This window comes from Streptomyces sp. ICC4 (assembly GCF_003287915.1).
Taxonomy (GTDB): Bacteria; Actinomycetota; Actinomycetes; order Streptomycetales; family Streptomycetaceae; genus Streptomyces; species Streptomyces tritrimontium.
The window spans coordinates 376,746-391,580 of the sequence record NZ_CP030286.1; the positions used below are offsets into that span (position 1 = coordinate 376,746).

Annotated in this window: 11 protein-coding genes; 7 read left to right on the top strand and 4 right to left on the bottom strand. The window is 70.3% G+C overall.

Annotated elements, in window-relative coordinates; all coding sequences use genetic code 11:
- The first annotated feature begins 11 nt into the window (after positions 1–11).
- Entirely contained in the window at positions 12–1,187 is a 1,176-nt protein-coding gene (locus DRB89_RS01880) for an amidohydrolase family protein (RefSeq protein ID WP_112450651.1), read from the top strand.
- Between the two features lie 38 nt (positions 1,188–1,225).
- Here the strand turns inward: DRB89_RS01880 and DRB89_RS01885 are convergent, their stop codons facing one another.
- Positions 1,226–2,080, bottom strand: a complete 855-nt coding sequence (locus DRB89_RS01885; protein WP_112450650.1) for a helix-turn-helix transcriptional regulator — start codon at positions 2,078–2,080, stop codon at positions 1,226–1,228.
- Positions 2,081–2,645: 565 nt separating this feature from the next.
- On the opposite strand from DRB89_RS01885, the gene DRB89_RS42665 reads away from it, so the two are divergent.
- Positions 2,646–3,728 (top strand): hypothetical protein, encoded by a 1,083-nt coding sequence (locus DRB89_RS42665; protein ID WP_112450649.1) that lies wholly within the window; start codon positions 2,646–2,648, stop codon positions 3,726–3,728.
- The gene (locus tag DRB89_RS01895) at positions 3,725–4,504 is read left to right on the top strand and encodes an ATP-binding protein (protein ID WP_239515975.1); all 780 of its coding nucleotides are present in this window, start codon (positions 3,725–3,727) and stop codon (positions 4,502–4,504) included. The genes DRB89_RS42665 and DRB89_RS01895 overlap by 4 nt, the downstream gene beginning before the upstream one ends.
- On the opposite strand, the gene DRB89_RS01900 is transcribed toward DRB89_RS01895, so the two are convergent.
- Together DRB89_RS01900 and sigJ are read right to left on the bottom strand one after the other, a co-directional pair.
- Positions 4,488–4,976: a DUF1772 domain-containing protein gene (locus tag DRB89_RS01900; RefSeq protein ID WP_112446169.1), complete on the bottom strand. Its 489-nt coding sequence runs from the start codon at positions 4,974–4,976 to the stop codon at positions 4,488–4,490. The two genes, DRB89_RS01895 and DRB89_RS01900, sit on opposite strands and share 17 nt — an antisense overlap.
- A 118-nt stretch (positions 4,977–5,094) precedes the next feature.
- Entirely contained in the window at positions 5,095–6,051 is a 957-nt protein-coding gene (sigJ, locus tag DRB89_RS01910) for an RNA polymerase sigma factor SigJ (protein WP_112446170.1), read from the bottom strand.
- A 180-nt stretch (positions 6,052–6,231) separates the two neighbouring features.
- On the opposite strand from sigJ, the gene DRB89_RS01915 reads away from it, so the two are divergent.
- The 4 genes from DRB89_RS01915 to DRB89_RS01930 all read left to right on the top strand — a co-directional run bounded on the left by DRB89_RS01915 (position 6,232) and on the right by DRB89_RS01930 (position 11,998).
- Positions 6,232–7,290 (top strand): phosphotransferase, encoded by a 1,059-nt coding sequence (locus DRB89_RS01915; protein WP_112446171.1) that lies wholly within the window; start codon positions 6,232–6,234, stop codon positions 7,288–7,290.
- 197 nt (positions 7,291–7,487) lie between these two features.
- Positions 7,488–7,931: a hypothetical protein gene (locus tag DRB89_RS01920; RefSeq protein ID WP_112446172.1), complete on the top strand. Its 444-nt coding sequence runs from the start codon at positions 7,488–7,490 to the stop codon at positions 7,929–7,931.
- Between the two features lie 467 nt (positions 7,932–8,398).
- Positions 8,399–9,724, top strand: a complete 1,326-nt coding sequence (locus DRB89_RS01925) for a hypothetical protein (RefSeq protein ID WP_239515976.1) — start codon at positions 8,399–8,401, stop codon at positions 9,722–9,724.
- A gap of 1,341 nt (positions 9,725–11,065) precedes the next feature.
- Complete coding sequence (locus DRB89_RS01930) at positions 11,066–11,998, top strand: helix-turn-helix transcriptional regulator (protein WP_112446173.1); 933 nt, start codon at positions 11,066–11,068, stop codon at positions 11,996–11,998.
- 246 nt (positions 11,999–12,244) lie between these two features.
- On the opposite strand, the gene DRB89_RS01935 is transcribed toward DRB89_RS01930, so the two are convergent.
- Positions 12,245–13,831: an ice-binding family protein gene (locus DRB89_RS01935; RefSeq protein ID WP_239515977.1), complete on the bottom strand. Its 1,587-nt coding sequence runs from the start codon at positions 13,829–13,831 to the stop codon at positions 12,245–12,247.
- Positions 13,832–14,835 lie beyond the last annotated feature (1,004 nt).

The following is a 14,835-nucleotide window of genomic DNA, read 5'->3' on the forward strand; positions in this document are numbered from 1 at the left end:
AGAGAATCCCGATGCTGATCACAGCTGGCCGCATCCTCACCGGAGACGCCGACGTAACCGACGGCGCTGTACTCGTCCGGGACGGCATCATCACGGCCGTCGGCCTGCGCGCCGACATCGAAGCCCAGGCAGGCAGCGACGAGCCGCGCCAGGACTTCCCGGACTCCACCCTGCTGCCCGGCCTCATCGACGCCCACGTCCACTTGGTCTTCGACGCCGGCGCGGACCCCGTGGCCACCATGCAGGAAGCCAGCGACGAGGACCTGCTGGAGGGGATGCGCAAGCGCGCCGACCAGCTGCTGGCCACCGGCGTCACCACGGCCCGCGACCTCGGCGACCGCGGAGGCCTCGCGCTGCGCCTCGCCCAGGAAATCGCCGCCGGCACCGCGACGGGTCCCCGCATCATCGGAGCCGGTGCCCCCGTCACTCCGCCCGGAGGACACTGCTGGTTCCTCGGAGGCGAGGTCTCCAACGCCGACGAGGCCCGCGCCCTCGTGCGCCGCAACGTCGCCGACGGTGCCAAGGTCGTCAAGGTCATGGCCGGTGGCGGCGGACTCACCAAGGGCGGGGCCCCCAGCTGGAAGAGCCAGTTCGGCGCAGACGAGCTCGCCGTCGTAGTCGAAGAGGCCCACCAGGCTGGCCTGAAGGTGGCCGCGCACGCGCACGGCACCGATGCCATCACCGACGCGGTGGCCTCCGGTGTCGACACCATCGAGCACTGCACCTGGATGACCGAGGACGGCTTCGACCTCCGCGAGGACGTCCTGGCACAGATCGTCGAGAAGGGGATCTACGTCTGCCCGGCCGTGAGCCCGCACTGGCGGATGCTCCCCCGCTTCTTCGGCGAGGAGAAGGCCGCCGCCATGTTCGCGCTCGTGCAGCGGATGGCCGAGGCAGGAGCCCGTCTGATCGCTGGCACCGACGCCGGCGTCCAGCGCGCCGGATTCGACGGGATCGTGGGCGCCCTCGGGTTTTACGAGCACCTCGGCGTCTCCCGCGACCGAATCCTGGCCATGGCCACCACCGAGGCTGCGGCGGCCCTCGGCGTAGGTGACCAGACCGGCCGCATCGCCCCCGGCTACAGCGCCGACCTCCTCCTGGTCGACGGCAACCCGCTCGAAGAGCTGTCCGCCCTGAGCGCGGTACGTGCCGTCTTCACCAACGGCCGCCAGCACCAGGCCGCTTAGACGCAGGGAACTACCAAGCGGGGCTTTGCCCGGCGCCGTCAGGCGCTGGGCAGGCCCCGCTCTTCGATTTCCGCGACGATGTTGTTGATCAGGGCCATGACTTCGGTGGGCAGCCCCTCGGGCCCCATCTGTCGCCCCTTCAAACCGCGGATCTTGCCGGCCTGCACGTTCGCGAGCAGGGTCAGCCCTTCGGCGACCTGCCTCTTGACCACATCGCGGCTCCGGAAGAAGAGGGCGCTGACTCCGAAGGCAGCCGACAGTCCCTCCAGCACCGGTGGGGACGCCTCGGTCACCACGCCGTTCCGCAGGTCCGCAACTCCGGCCGCAGAGAGCACCTGGGCTCCCACGTAGGCGTTGACCGCGCGCGCGATCTGCGCATCCGAGGGTGGCGTGCTGCCGTCGTCCGGGTTCTCCAGGAGATACCGCATCTTCTCGGCCAGGCTCGTGGGAACCTCGGGGTGAGGCTCCGGCACCTCGATCCCGAACGAGCGCTCCTGCGCTGCCATCAGCTGCTCGACACTCACGCCGTACGCCTTGGCCAGCGGTTCAACAAAGACACCCGAGAGCCGCCGCTTGGCCCGCTCCGCGTTCGCCACAGGGCCAGCGGACTTGGTGCCCAGGAGCCCCGGCACCTCGTTCTGGAAGAACCCGGCATCGGCCCTCAGGTCCGCCAAGGTCGGCAGGCCATCACGCGGGAACAGGTCTCCGAGCGGCTGGCCCAGCGCACGAGCGAGAGCGGGGAGCCTCTCCGGATCCGGATGACTCGTACCCCTCTCCCACGCGGTCACGCTGGTTCCCTGGACTCCCACCACGGTCGCCAAAGCCTCCTGCGTCAGCTCGGCAGAGCGACGGAGCGCGCGTACACGCTGTCCATCGAAGATACGTGCCGGCATGCCCCTCCTCCCTTCGATCCCGTCCTGGGTTCACTGTATTCAGGAAACCTAGTTTTAGCCACTTGTGCGGTTCGCCGAACGCGGATAACTTCGACTCAACGAACGGTACCGGCCGCCGGCCAGGTCGCCTAGTCCCGTGACTGTCTTGTCATCCGGGAGATCGGCGCTGGTCAGGATGCATGTCGTGACCTGTGAGGAGTTCTAGAGCAATGTCTAGGTATTCCGGCTGGTTCTACGTATGTTCGTCGTCGCTCGCCGGTCACCAGGCCCGGCAGAGGACTTGGAGGGGGGACTGGATGCGCAGCGGATGGACCTTACGGGCTGGCTGAGCCCAGAAACAGCGACGGCGCCCGAGAGCGGGAACTCTCAGACGCCGGACGCTTCTGGCAGCACGACCGCCCACGAATGAGCGGACAGCCACCCAACATCGCCGAACCGGACCTTCTCACGGGCACACCGGTACGGCGGGTCACACCAGAGGAGAGTGTCGCATGGCGACCGCCGCGCGCAAAAGACCGGAGCATACGGCCGACCCCGCAACCCGCCAGCAGGGGGGTGCTGCCTGATGGCCCGCATCCGAACTATCAAGCCCGAGATGTTCTGGTCGGAAGACCTCGCTTCGTGCGATGTCACCGCGATGGTGACCTTCGCCGGACTGCTCACCCAGGCCGATGACAGCGGACGGTTCCTCGCCCATCCGGCGATCATCGCCGGATTCGTGTGGGCACTGCGTATCGAGCACACGCCTGCCCATGTGGCCAGGGACCTCGACCAGCTGGCCGCCGCCGGCATCATCTGCCGCTACACCGGGTGCGACGACAAGGACTACCTGCACTTCGTGAAGTGGGAGAAGCACCAGAAGATCGACCGGCCCTCCGCGTCGCGCATGCCCCGATGCCCCGTGCACCAGGCCGACCGGCTGTGCAGCGAGTGCGGCAGCGCGGCCTGCCCTGCCTCCCCCTCGCCCGCCAGGGCGTCGGCGCCGACCACGGCCGCCGGGCTTTCCGGTAGCGCCTCGCAGGATTCGACGAATACTCGTCGAGTACTCGATCAGCCGGTTTCGCCCGATTCCGCGCCTGCGGCGGAGCCAGACCCCGCACCCGCCGGCGTCGGCACCGCACCGCGATCCGCTCCGGAGCCCCGGCAGGAGACGCTTTCCGACCTCTCCGGTAAAACCGCAGGTCAGGCGGGTTTCGACGAGGGCTCGACACAAATGCGCGAGGGCTCGTCGTCTGGATCTAGGATCTTGGATCCTGGATCTGTACCTACGGGGCGCCAGGCGCCAGCGGCTGGCAGCGTCTCGGAGAAGGTGTCCGCCAAGGACCTGGTGGCCGAGTACGTAAAGGACTGCCGGCAGAAGCCTCCGAGTGACATACGAGGACTGCTCGGCCGGAAGATCAAGATGCTCCTCGACGAGGACTTCGCGCCCAGCGACATCCGCGCCGCCATGGGCCTGCTGCGTGACAAGGGCCTGCATCCCAGCGTGCTGCCCAGCCTGGTGAACCAGGTCGTCAACGCCTCACCGCAGCACGCAGGCTCTCCGTCATCGTCCGCCTCCGGCGCGGGGCCATGGGCCAGCACCGGATCCGCCTACAGGCCCTACTTCAACCCGGCGCCCGCGCCCACCACGTTCGGAGGAAGCCTGTGAGCCGCTACCGTCTCGCCGACCCGCAGCCCGCCGTCTCCGACCGCCTGCAGGCCCGACTCGCCGCCCAACTCGCCGCCCGCGGCATCGATGCCACCACTCCGGCCCTACCGGACACCCCGGAGCCGATCCCGGCTCTGGAGGCAGCGCAGCGGCGGATCCCGGCCGACTACCGGGACGCATTCGCAGACCACCCGGCGGTCATGACCTGGGTGCGGACCATCGCCGAGAGGGCGACCGCGCCGAACGCCGATGATCACAACCCCCACTGGGGCAGCGGCGGGCGCCGTGTGATCGCCGGCGGGCCTTCGCTGCTGCTGTGGGGCAACACCGGCGCGGGCAAGACCCGCCAGGCATACGGGGCGATCCGCTCGCTCACCGCCGCGGGGTGCGCGGTCCGCTGGCACGCCATCAAGGCCGTCGATCTCTTCGGACAGATGCGCCAGCGCAGTGGCGTGGACGTCGAATGGCTCCTGCGCGACATCGCCCGGGTGCCGCTGCTGCTCCTGGACGACCTCGGCGCCGGCAAGTCGTCCGAGTGGAACGAGGAAATCACCTTCCGGCTGCTGGCCTGGCGCGGTGAGCACCACCTCCCCACCCTGGTCACCACCAACCTCGCGCCCGTACCCGGGGCGGGGGTGACGGCGCAACCGACGATGGTGAGCGGTTCGCCGCAGCGCGGGCAGCGCGGGCAGCGCCGAAGTGGCCGGCTCGGCTCCCGCACCTGCGCGATCGGCCGCAACCGATCACGTGAGACCCCCGTCATGGGCAGCGGCTGATCCCGGGCCGGGCCGTCGGTGACTGCCACAGGGCGAGGGCGATCAGCAGGACGAACGCCGTGAGCGCGGTCAACGTACGCAGGTTGTTGAAGAGTTCCCAGAGCCGCAGGGTTTCCGCGTGATCGGCCGGTGCCGAGGTGCGGGCCCATTCCTTGATCCGGCCGTTGATCGGCACGTTGCCGAACCGGGTGATCAGGAAGGACGAGAGGGTCAGCAGACCTGCCGCCCCCGCGATCAGCCGGGGGCGGCCCCGTGTCAGGGTCGCGAGGGCGAGGGAGCTCAGCGTCGACACGGCCATCGCCGCCTGCATGGTGATGCCGTTCATCTTCATCAGTTCGGCGTGGAACGACAGGCGCATGTCGAGCGGCACCGCGTTGAAGGTGGGGACGAGGTTGGCCGCGCCGTAGCCGAACGCGCCGGCGAGCAGGCCGGTGGCGAGCAGGGCGAGCCCCTGGAGAAGTCGTATGCGCATGTGCGATGGCTCCCATACGTGGACGTGAAGGTGGCGGCGAACGTGGAGGCGGACGTGGCGGCGGACGTGGGCAGGGGGCATGAACGGGGGGCATGAACGGGGGAGTCGGCGCCGAACGTCAGCTCTGTCCGTTCCCGGTCCACGGGCGGAGCTTCTCCGGGTTGCGGACCGCCCAGATGCGGGTGACGCGGTCGCCGGCGAGGCTGAACGCCGCCACGGTCACGGTGACCCCGGCGTGCTGGGCCACCAGGCCCGGCCCGCCGTTGACCGTCCGCTCCAGGAGCGTCAGCCCGGGCGCCTTCTCGGCGATGTGGATCAGGTACTCGGCGATGCGCTCGCTGCCCTCGACCGGGTGCAGGACGGTGCCGGCCAGGCCGCCGCCGTCGGAGGTCATCGTGGCGTCGGGGTCGAGGAGGCTGACGAGGGCCTCGATGTCCTTGGCCTCCCACGCCTCCTTGAAGTGCCGTACCACGACGGCCTGTCCGGCCGTCGCGGCCGCCGGAGCCCGTGCGGCGCGCACGCGCCGGCGGGCCGAGGACGCCAGCTGCCGGCAGGCCGCCGGAGTGCGGCCGACGATCCCGGCGATCTCGGCGAAGGGGTACCGGAAGACGTCGTGCAGGACGAACGCCACGCGTTCGGCGGGCGTCATCGACTCCAGTACGACGAGGAAGGCCATGCCCACCGACTCGTCCAGGGTGACGTGGTCGGCGGGATCGGCCTGCTCGCCCCTGCCGCCGCCACCGGCCCGCCCGCTGAACCATTCCGTACGGTCGGGCAGCGGCTCGGGGATCCACGAGCCGACGTAGCGCTCGCGCCGGACCCGCGCCGAGCCGAGCACGTCCAGGCAGATGCGGCCGGCCACCGTCGTGAGCCAGGCTCCGGGCGACTCGACGGCCTCCTGCTGCCGGCGCGACATGGCGTACCAGCGCGCGTACGTCTCCTGCACGGCGTCCTCGGCCTCGGCCAGCGAACCGAGCAGCCGGTAGCCGAGGTTGATCAGCCGGCGCCGCTCCTCGACGACCGCGCTCAGGTCCGGATCGGCCCCGTCGTGCCCTGCCCCGGATGTGCTGCTCATGGCTGCGACCGCCCCCTGGTTCCCCCTGGTTCCCCTGGCCCGCTCCGGCCCTCGGAACTTCGACGAAACACCGCACCGGATTGTGAGTCCCCCGGAGGGCCGACCGGCGCCCGCGCTCCGCCGCCCGCCCTCCGCCGCGCGCCCGCTCGCGCGTGCGAAGCTGCGGCTACGCTCGTCGGCATGCCGAACCGTCTTCCGTTCAACGAGGCGCTGCGCTCCACCGTGGGCACCCCCGAGCAGGCCAAGCTCCTGGACAGCAGTCCGCGGTCACGGGTGTGGCGGGTGCGGCTGGCCGACCAGCGGCTGGTGATCGTCAAGCAGATCACCGACGGCGGGGACACGGGCGCCGACGCGAACACGCGCTTCGCGCGGGAGCTCGCCGGGCTTCGCCTGGCGGGTCGGGCCGCCGGGCCCGCCGTGGCCCCCGCGGTCCTCGCCACGGACCCGTCCTCGCGGGTCATGGTCCTCGAGCACTTGGACGACCTCGGCAAGACGGCCGACTGGATGCCGGGGTACGCCGAGTCGCTCGCCCGGCTGCACGCCCTGACCGGACCCGCCGACGCGGGCGCGCTACCGGTCTCGTCGGGGCCCACGGCCACCGACGCGGAGTCCTTCCTCGCCCTGGTCGGGGCGCTCGACGTACCCGTACCGTCCACGGTTCCCGATGAACTCGGCGGTCTCCTGGAGCGGTTGGACCCCGCACCACACCATGCGCTGCTGCACGGCGACCCCTGCCCCGGCAATGATCTGCGCACCGCCGACGGCGTCCGATTCGTCGACTTCGAGCGGGCCTCGCTCGGCAACGGCCTGATCGAACTCGCCTACTTCCGCATCGGCTTCCCCACCTGCTGGTGTGCCATGTCGGTCACCGCGGCCCCCCTCACGGAGGTCGAGGACGTCTACCGGACCACCTGGCGCGGCCTCACCGGGAAGGACGTGCCGGGTGACCTCGCCGACGCGTGCGCGGGCTGGCTGATCCAGGGCGACGCGCTCGTCGAGCGGGCCCACCGCGGAACGGCCGACCAGCTCGCCCGGGTCCCCGCCGAGGACTTCAAGTGGGGCTACGTCTCCGCCCGCGAGCGGCTCGTCCACCGCCTGGGCGTGGTCGCCGACATGACCCGCGACCACGACCACCTGCACGCCGTCGGCCGCCTCAGCTCCGCCCTGGCCGACCGCCTGCTCGCACGCTGGACGAACCTCCGCCCGCTGCCCACCCCCGACGCCCGCCCTTGGTACTAGGGCTGGTACTAGGGCGCGCTCGGAAGGACATGCGGTGCGCGGCGTCCCCGGCGTGGCGGCCCGCTCCGTGCACGGCTCTGACCAGGTACTCAGGGCCGATCAGGATGAGTAGGCGTACTCAGGTGGCGGGACCCGGCAGCTTCGAGACTGGCAACAGAACGAACGAAGCGGAACGTGGAACGGGAACGGGGAACGTCATGGTGCGGCGCTGGTCGAAGGCTGAGATGTGGGTGCCCGGTGCGTACCTGGCACTGGTGGCCGCGCTGCTGGTCTACTTCGCGATCGGCCAGTGGAACGGGGACAGCGGGATGTTCGGGGTCTTCCCGATCCTGGCCACGGCGCCGGTCAGCCTCCTGCTGCTCTCGTTCCTCGTACCCGCGCCGGACGCCCCGGACTCGGACACGCCCTTCGACCCCCAGTACGAGGGCTCCGAGCCGCCCGCGAAGCTGCCCACGGACTTCCCCTCGGAGTCGGACCCGCTCCCCGCGGACTGGGTGGCCCCGGACACCTCCATGGCCGACGACCCCTCGATGTGGGTCGGACTCGGCTTCTGCGCCGTGATCCTGGTCAGCGCCCTGGCCAACGCCGCGGCGATCTGGTCCCTGCTCCGCTACGTGGCGCGGCGGCGTGCCAACATCTAGGTCATCTGGCGCCTGACCTGCGAAAACGTACTCCGGCAGCTGACCGGGCACGGGCGTCTACGCCCCGGACCGCACGGGGACGTTCCAGAGCCGGTCCCCGGGGGCGAGGGGCGCACCCCACTGCCATTTTGGCCGTAAGATCCGTTTTGCACATAATGTACCGCCTGTGGGGGTGCATCCTGCCCGGTGTCACACGTGACGCTGTTCGCCGCCCGTCCCAGCACCGCCGGGTGCGGGTGTACCAGCGACGAAAGCGTCACCGTGACAGCCACCTCGCCCCAACCCGCCATGCCCGTCATACCCGGCGCGTCCGCCGGCCGTGCCTTCTGGATGCGCGCGGCCGGGTGGGCGCCCCCGGTCGTCGGGCTCGGCCTCGGGCATGGGGGAACACGGACCCCTCCGCGTGGACCGATGAAATCGTCACCATCGATGTGGCGCGGCGGACTTGGCCGCAACTGATGGAGCTGATGGGGCACGTCGATGCGGTGCACGGCCTGCACTACGTGCTGATGTACCTGGTCGGGCAGGTGGCCGGGGTCAGCGAGTTCACGATGCGGCTGCCTTCCGCGGTGGCGGTGGCCGTCGCGGCAGCGGGCCTTTCGTGGCTGGGACGGCTGCTCGGCGGCCCCCACCTCGGACTCTGCGCGGGGCTGCTGCTCGCCGTACTGCCCACCGCGTCGCGGTACGCGCAGGAGGCCCGCTCCTTCGCTTTCGTCATGGCCGTGGCGGTACTGGCCACGGGTGCCCTGGTGAAGGCCCTGTCCAGTGACTCGCGGGTCCGTCGGCCGGCCGGCTATGCCGTGCTGATCGCCCTGCTCGGCTGGTTGAACGTGCTGGGACTGCTGCTGGTGGCCGCCCACGCGGCCACCATCGCCCTGCGGCGCCCCGGCCGCCGCAGCGTCGTACGCTTCCTGCTGGCCCAGGCCGCGGGCATCGCCGCCGTCGTCCCGTTGTTGATCCTCGCCTCCGCCCAGCGCTCCGCCGTCGGCGAAGCCGCGCCGGTCACCGCCGGGACCCCGTTCAACTACTTCACCTGGCTCCTCACCCCCGGCCAGGACACCCTCCCCTCCGCACTGAAGCTCCTGCTCACCTGCACCGCCCTCACGGCCCTGATCCTCCTCGTGGTCCGCCGGCGCAACGCCCCGCCCCTGGCCCTCGCCGTCGGCGTGCCCTGGCTGGTCGTGCCCCCGCTGCTCCTCGCGGCCGTCTCCCTCGGCCACCCCCTCTTCTCCTACCGCTACTTGCTGTTCTGCCTGCCGGCCCTGGCACTCCTGCTCGCGACGGCCTTCGCCGTCGCCCCCTCCCGCCTACGACTGCTGTTCGCGCTCCTCGCAGCGGTCCCCCTCGCCGCGTCCCACCTCGCCATCCGCCAGGAGGGCAGCCGCCCCTGGGACAGCCACGCCGTGATCAGCACCCTGCGCACGCACGACACCCCCGGCGACGCCGTCCTCTTCAGCGGAGGCCGGTGCGGGCTGATCGGCATCGCCTTCAAGGAGGCGTTCACGGGCCACCCCGACCTGGGCACGACTCGGACAGCCGCCGAACTCGGAGCCCTGAACCACCTCCCCGCCGACCCGGCCGTCCTGCAACGGCGACTGGCCCACACCTCCCGCGTCTGGCGCATCACCTGCAACCACCTCTCCGCCGACGCCCGCCAAGCCGCCATCCAGACCACTGCCGTCCAAGAACAGCTCCTCAAGCGCGCCGGCTTCGCCCCGGCCGACCACTACAGCGTCCGCGGCCTGGACATCACCCTCGAACAACGCCCCACCATCGGCCATCCCGCCCACTGACGCAGGCGTCGCAGAGGCGTGGCTCTCTCCCAGGCCGAGGCAGACCTGACGCCGGGGCGCCCGGCGGGACCCGGACCCGGAGCGGTCACCTCCGAGGAGTACGTAACGAAGCGCGTTGCCGAACCCAGAGTCGGCTTGCTCACGGAGGAGTTGCACCGCGGCTACTGCCGACTGCACCTGGTGCTGTTCCCGGGGGAGCTGGAACCTTGACCAGCTCACTCCGCCCCACATCCGTGAGTGGCGATCCCACCATCCGGCGGCGCCGAATACGCCGACCACGGTTGCCACGTCGCAGTCCTCGGAGAAGGCCGCGCCGAATCCACCAACACTCGGACCACGAGCGTCAGAGGGAGGTCACCGGTGGGCTGGATGGGATGGTGCGGGCCGCTCGGCGGAAGGTCGTTGACCAGGCCGGTCAGGCGTCAAGTGGGGCGCAAGTGGTGCGGGACTCCTGAATGGGTCTGGACAACGGAGAAGGCCCAGGTCGCTGACCTGGGCGAGAGGTGTGTCGCCAGGGTCCATCCATACCCGAATTGACCGCTGTTCACCGCTCCGAAGGGCATGCATGGGGCACGGTTGCAGAACGTCGCGGCCGGTGCTCCCTGTGGCGCGGCGACGGTGACACAACGGCCCCGGCACATTCACACGCCGGGGCCGCCCTTCCGGGCCGCGGCACGTGAGAGTGCAATGACCCATCTATCAGGCTATGCCTGTGGCGAACTTCCGGCATCAGGGACATGGGCGTGACGGCGATCGTGACAAGGGCAACGCCGAAGCGGGTTCGCCGAAGCCGGCGAGATCAGGCAGCGCCCCGTAGCGGACGCTTCCGCGATGACTGCGGACGAGGCAGCCTTGGCCGGTGTACCGGAAGGCGTAGAGCGGCAGGCCGGAGCCGTCGAAGCGCTCGGGTCCCGGCGCGTAGGAATACGGGGCGCCGTGCTTGGAGCTGGCCACGGCCACGGCCCTGATGTCGTGCGGTGCGGCCGCGTCGGCCTGGGCAGCGGTGACATTTGGCGTGATCGAGGTGCCAACTCCCGTGAGTGGGCCGCGATCATGCGGGGCGGGCTCTCTGCCGCTGGCATATTGCGCAGAAAGCTGCATCGGGGTGCGGCCGATTCGGGGGGATTTTCGATTATCCGGGTCGCCTCGAGACGGTATTCGGATTCCTGTTAATTTGAACCGGAAAATATGGCCGGCCGGGTGCGGAGAATGAGAATTATGGTCGTTCTTCGCTCGACGTGAATCACCGTGTACGACACGGAGCCAAGGCGGATCCGGCGGCCCCGGCCGTGGCAGTCTGTTCGCCAGTGCAAGGTTTTTTGGAGCGGAGGTACGCGTCCCGTGGGCGTCACTGTGAATCCCACCGTCAGCAGACGCCGACTGGGGTCGGAGCTGCGCCGGCTTCGGGAGATCAGCGGAATGACGACGCAGCAGGTGGCGGAACGCCTGCTGATCTCCCAGCCCAAGATCAGCCTGCTGGAGAACGGCCGCCGACTCATCAAGCCGCGCGACGTGCGCGATCTCTGCGGGCTGTACGGAGTCCAGGACCAGCGGCGCGTTGACCACCTGATGCAACTGGCCAAGGAATCGGGTCAGCAGGGCTGGTGGAACTCCTACGGCGATATCTCGTACGGCGCCTACATCGGCCTGGAGGCCGAGGCGGCCGCGATCCGTGTCTACGAGCCCATGGTGATCCCCGGCCTGCTGCAGACTCCCGCCTACGCCCAGGCGGTCATCGCAGGAACGATCCCTCACGCCACGGCCGAACAGGCCGCCACGCGTCTCCAGGTGCGGCTGCGGCGTCAGAGCCGGCTGGATGCCCTGCGCAACCCGCTGCGCTTATGGGCCGTACTGGACGAATCGGCGCTGCGGCGCGTCGTGGGCAGTCGTGAGGTCATGCGCGAACAGCTGGACCATTTGATCAACCTCAGCGCCCAGCCGCACATCACCCTGCAGGTCCTCCCTCACGATGTGGGTGCGCATCCGGGTGTCTCGGGACAGTTCGCGCTGCTCGAATTTGCCGACGCCACCGATGTGAGCGTGGTGTATCTGGAAAGGTTCACCAGCGACCTCTATCTGGAGAAACGATCCGACGTGCGGCTCTACAGCGATATGTATGCGCACTTGCAGGCCCAGGCGCTGGGCCCGGACCGTACGCGGCATTTCGTCGCCGCAGTCGTCACGACGTACGGCCATACGGAATTCCGGCCTGACCCCCGCCGGCCAGGGCAGGGAGTTCAGTGCGTGCAGGCACCCTGCCCCTCGATGTCCTGACGGCCAGTCCGTCCGTGAATCCGGCCGCCGGATGATTCCTCACCTCCAACTCCTCTCCCTGCGCGGGTTGTTCTGAGCCGCCGGACCTGGGTCCGGACCTGGGTCCCCCGAGGGTCACCGAGCCCCTGGACGACGAGTCCAGGGGCTCAGCCGCCGAACGGCTGACAGGGCGCCGCGTGCGCGTGACCGAGCGTCAGCCCAGGCCTCCGATGGCTCAGGGCGTGAGGTGGTCACGTCCGCGATGGGCTAGTCCTGTCGAGTCGCCGTACGTCGGACTCTCTTCATGGTGAAGAGGACCGAGACTCCGAGGAAGGCGAGGGCGGCTGCGGAGACGGGCAAGATGCCGAGCCCGCTGCTCGCGTGGTTCGCGGCGAGTACGGGCGATGCTCCCTCCGGCTGCTGGCGGGTAGCGGCGCTCACGTGGGCGAAGTTGACGCTCTTGGCCGTGTGGCCGGCACCCATGGGGCCCAGAACACCGTCGAGGTTGCCCGGCAGGAAGCCGGCCCCTGGAGGCTTGCCGTGGTTGCCGTGACCGTGACCGTGGCCGGGTCCGCCGTCGTCGGGCCCGTCGTGGCCGTGGCCGTGCTCGCCGTCGTCCTCGTCCTCGTCGTCGTGACCGTGGCCCGGTCCGCCCTCGTCGTGGTCGTGGTCGTGGTGCCCGTGGCCGTGCTCGCCGTGGTCACCCTTTCCACCCTTGTCGCCGCGCGGCCCCTTGGGCCCTGCAGGTCCGGCGGGTCCTGCGGGTCCCGCGGGTCCGGCGGGTCCGGCGGGCCCAGCGGGTCCTGCGGGTCCGGGTGCGCCGACGGGTCCGGAGCTGCCGACCGGGCCGGGCGAGCCGGCCGGTCCGGGGCTGCCGGTGGGGCCGGGAGCGCCGGTCGGGCCGGGGCTGCCGGGGGCACCGGGCGAGCCGTCAGGGCCGGGACTGCCGGTCGGACCGGGGCTGCCGGTCGGGCCGGGACTGCCGATCGGGCCAGGGCTGCCGGTCGGGCCAGGGGCGCCGGGCGAGCCGGTCGGGCCGGGCGAGCCGTCAGGGCCGGGCGGGCCGGTCGGGCCGGGCGAGCCGTCAGGGCCGGGCGAGCCGGTCGGACCGGGCGAGCCGTCAGGGCCAGGAGCGCCGGTCGGTCCGGGCGAACCCGTGGGACCGGGCGAACCCGTGGGGCCGGGCGAACCCGTGGGGCCGGGCGAACCTGTCGGTCCGGGAGGCCCCGGCGGGCCAACGGCGCAAGCCGCCCTCGTAATGGTGTTGTTGTCCAGCGTGACCGCGCCGTTGCGCGCGAGGGCGCGGCCTTCGATCACGGCGCCGGTGTTCACCGAGATGGACTCCAGGGCCAGGATGTTGCCCTTGAACTGGGAGGTCGTGTCGATGGTGGCGGAGCTGCCCACCTGCCAGAACACGTTGCAGGCGTTCGCTCCGTTGATGAAGGCCACGACACTCGCCGGAGCCGTGATCAGGGTCGAGGGGATCCGGAAGATGAAGACGGAGGCGGGGTCGTTCTGGCCGTCGAGAGTGACCGTGCCGGTGATGCCCACGGTCGACGGGGCTGTGTAGACGCCGGGCGCCAGCGTGAGTCCGCCGATCTCGGCCGAAGCGAGCACGTTCCCTGGTCCCCGGCCTGCCGCGTCGTTGTAGGCGGTGACGAGGTCGTTCTTCGCCTGAAGGGCGGCGGCGTTGGGGGCGATGCGCTGCACTCCGTTGACGATGCCGGGCGGAAAGCCGGTCACCGATGTGCCCGGATAGAGTCCCAGGTCGCCGTTGATGATGGTGGGGGTGTTCGTGTTGGTGACCGTCGAACCGGCCAGAACCGCGTAGTTGGTGGCGGTCCCCAGCCCCACGGGAGCTTCCGCGGCGTGAGCGAAGCTCGGGACCAGGGTGGCCGCCGCAAAGAGCGCGGTGGGCAGCAGGAAGATGGCTCCCCGTTTGAGCACTCTGCGTTGAGGCGTTCGGTCGGGCGGATCCGACCGAATGGCATCCAATGCCATAGCAGGACCTTTCTGTTGCTTGGCGCCTCAGTCCTCCCGAAGGAGAACCACGGCCGCTCGTGACGATCACTGGCCAGGGCGGAGGGCCCCCTACCTGCGATCCCTCGCGAAGGCTCACCCTGAGCAGGGGCCGCCGAGCGGCTCCCTGCCAGAGGTAGTGATACGCCGTTACCCGGTAGTACTCACGCATATTTCAGAGCAATAGGCCGTATATCAGAAAAATAGGTCTGCATGGGTGACGGAATGTCAGGAAGGTGGAAACGTCTCGCACGCACATGCGAATCTGTCGCGCCGTCAAAGCGGACAGGGCGCGTCGGGCCGGGCCCGAACTGCTTGGACGGGATTGTGGGATCGGCGGCTTCGCATCCGGAAGCCCGTGACGCGGGCGCAGGTGGCGCTCCGTAGGGAGTCGCTGCGACCGGGCCATGGGGTCCCAGCCTTCTTGGTCACCGAGTCCGCGCAGCCAGAAGGCCTGGCCGGCCTCGGCCTCCACCAGAAGCTGTGCGGGTCGCCTGTCGTCAAGTGAGGCCCACCAAAAGGTGTGCTGGCGAGGGTGCGGCGGCGGTCGAGGCCGTGGATGTCCATGGCGGGGCCGCCGGGGCAGGCGAAGGCCGCCACCTCCGGTGTCGTATGCCGGTATCCGGTGGCGGCGGGTCGGCGGGTCGGCGGGTCGGCGGGTCGGCGGGTCGGCTCGGCCTGGACGCACCTACCGGAACCTGGTCCGTGCCCGTGCCTGTCATCCGTGGTCGGTCGTCATCCGCACTGTCAACTGCCCGTCATTACCCCTGAGGTAATCGTTCTCTCTGGCGCCCTCGAAGAAGCTTGGTCCATCGAAGCGATCAAGCGATCACGAACGG

Coding starts and splice junctions, on each gene's coding strand:
- DRB89_RS01880 (WP_112450651.1), top strand. CDS start 12: ATGCTGATCACAGCTGGCCGCATCCTCACCGGAGACGCCGACGTAACC.
- DRB89_RS01885 (WP_112450650.1), bottom strand. CDS start 2,080: ATGCCGGCACGTATCTTCGATGGACAGCGTGTACGCGCGCTCCGTCGC.
- DRB89_RS42665 (WP_112450649.1), top strand. CDS start 2,646: ATGGCCCGCATCCGAACTATCAAGCCCGAGATGTTCTGGTCGGAAGAC.
- DRB89_RS01900 (WP_112446169.1), bottom strand. CDS start 4,976: ATGCGCATACGACTTCTCCAGGGGCTCGCCCTGCTCGCCACCGGCCTG.
- sigJ (WP_112446170.1), bottom strand. CDS start 6,051: ATGAGCAGCACATCCGGGGCAGGGCACGACGGGGCCGATCCGGACCTG.
- DRB89_RS01915 (WP_112446171.1), top strand. CDS start 6,232: ATGCCGAACCGTCTTCCGTTCAACGAGGCGCTGCGCTCCACCGTGGGC.
- DRB89_RS01920 (WP_112446172.1), top strand. CDS start 7,488: ATGGTGCGGCGCTGGTCGAAGGCTGAGATGTGGGTGCCCGGTGCGTAC.
- DRB89_RS01925 (WP_239515976.1), top strand. CDS start 8,399: ATGGGGCACGTCGATGCGGTGCACGGCCTGCACTACGTGCTGATGTAC.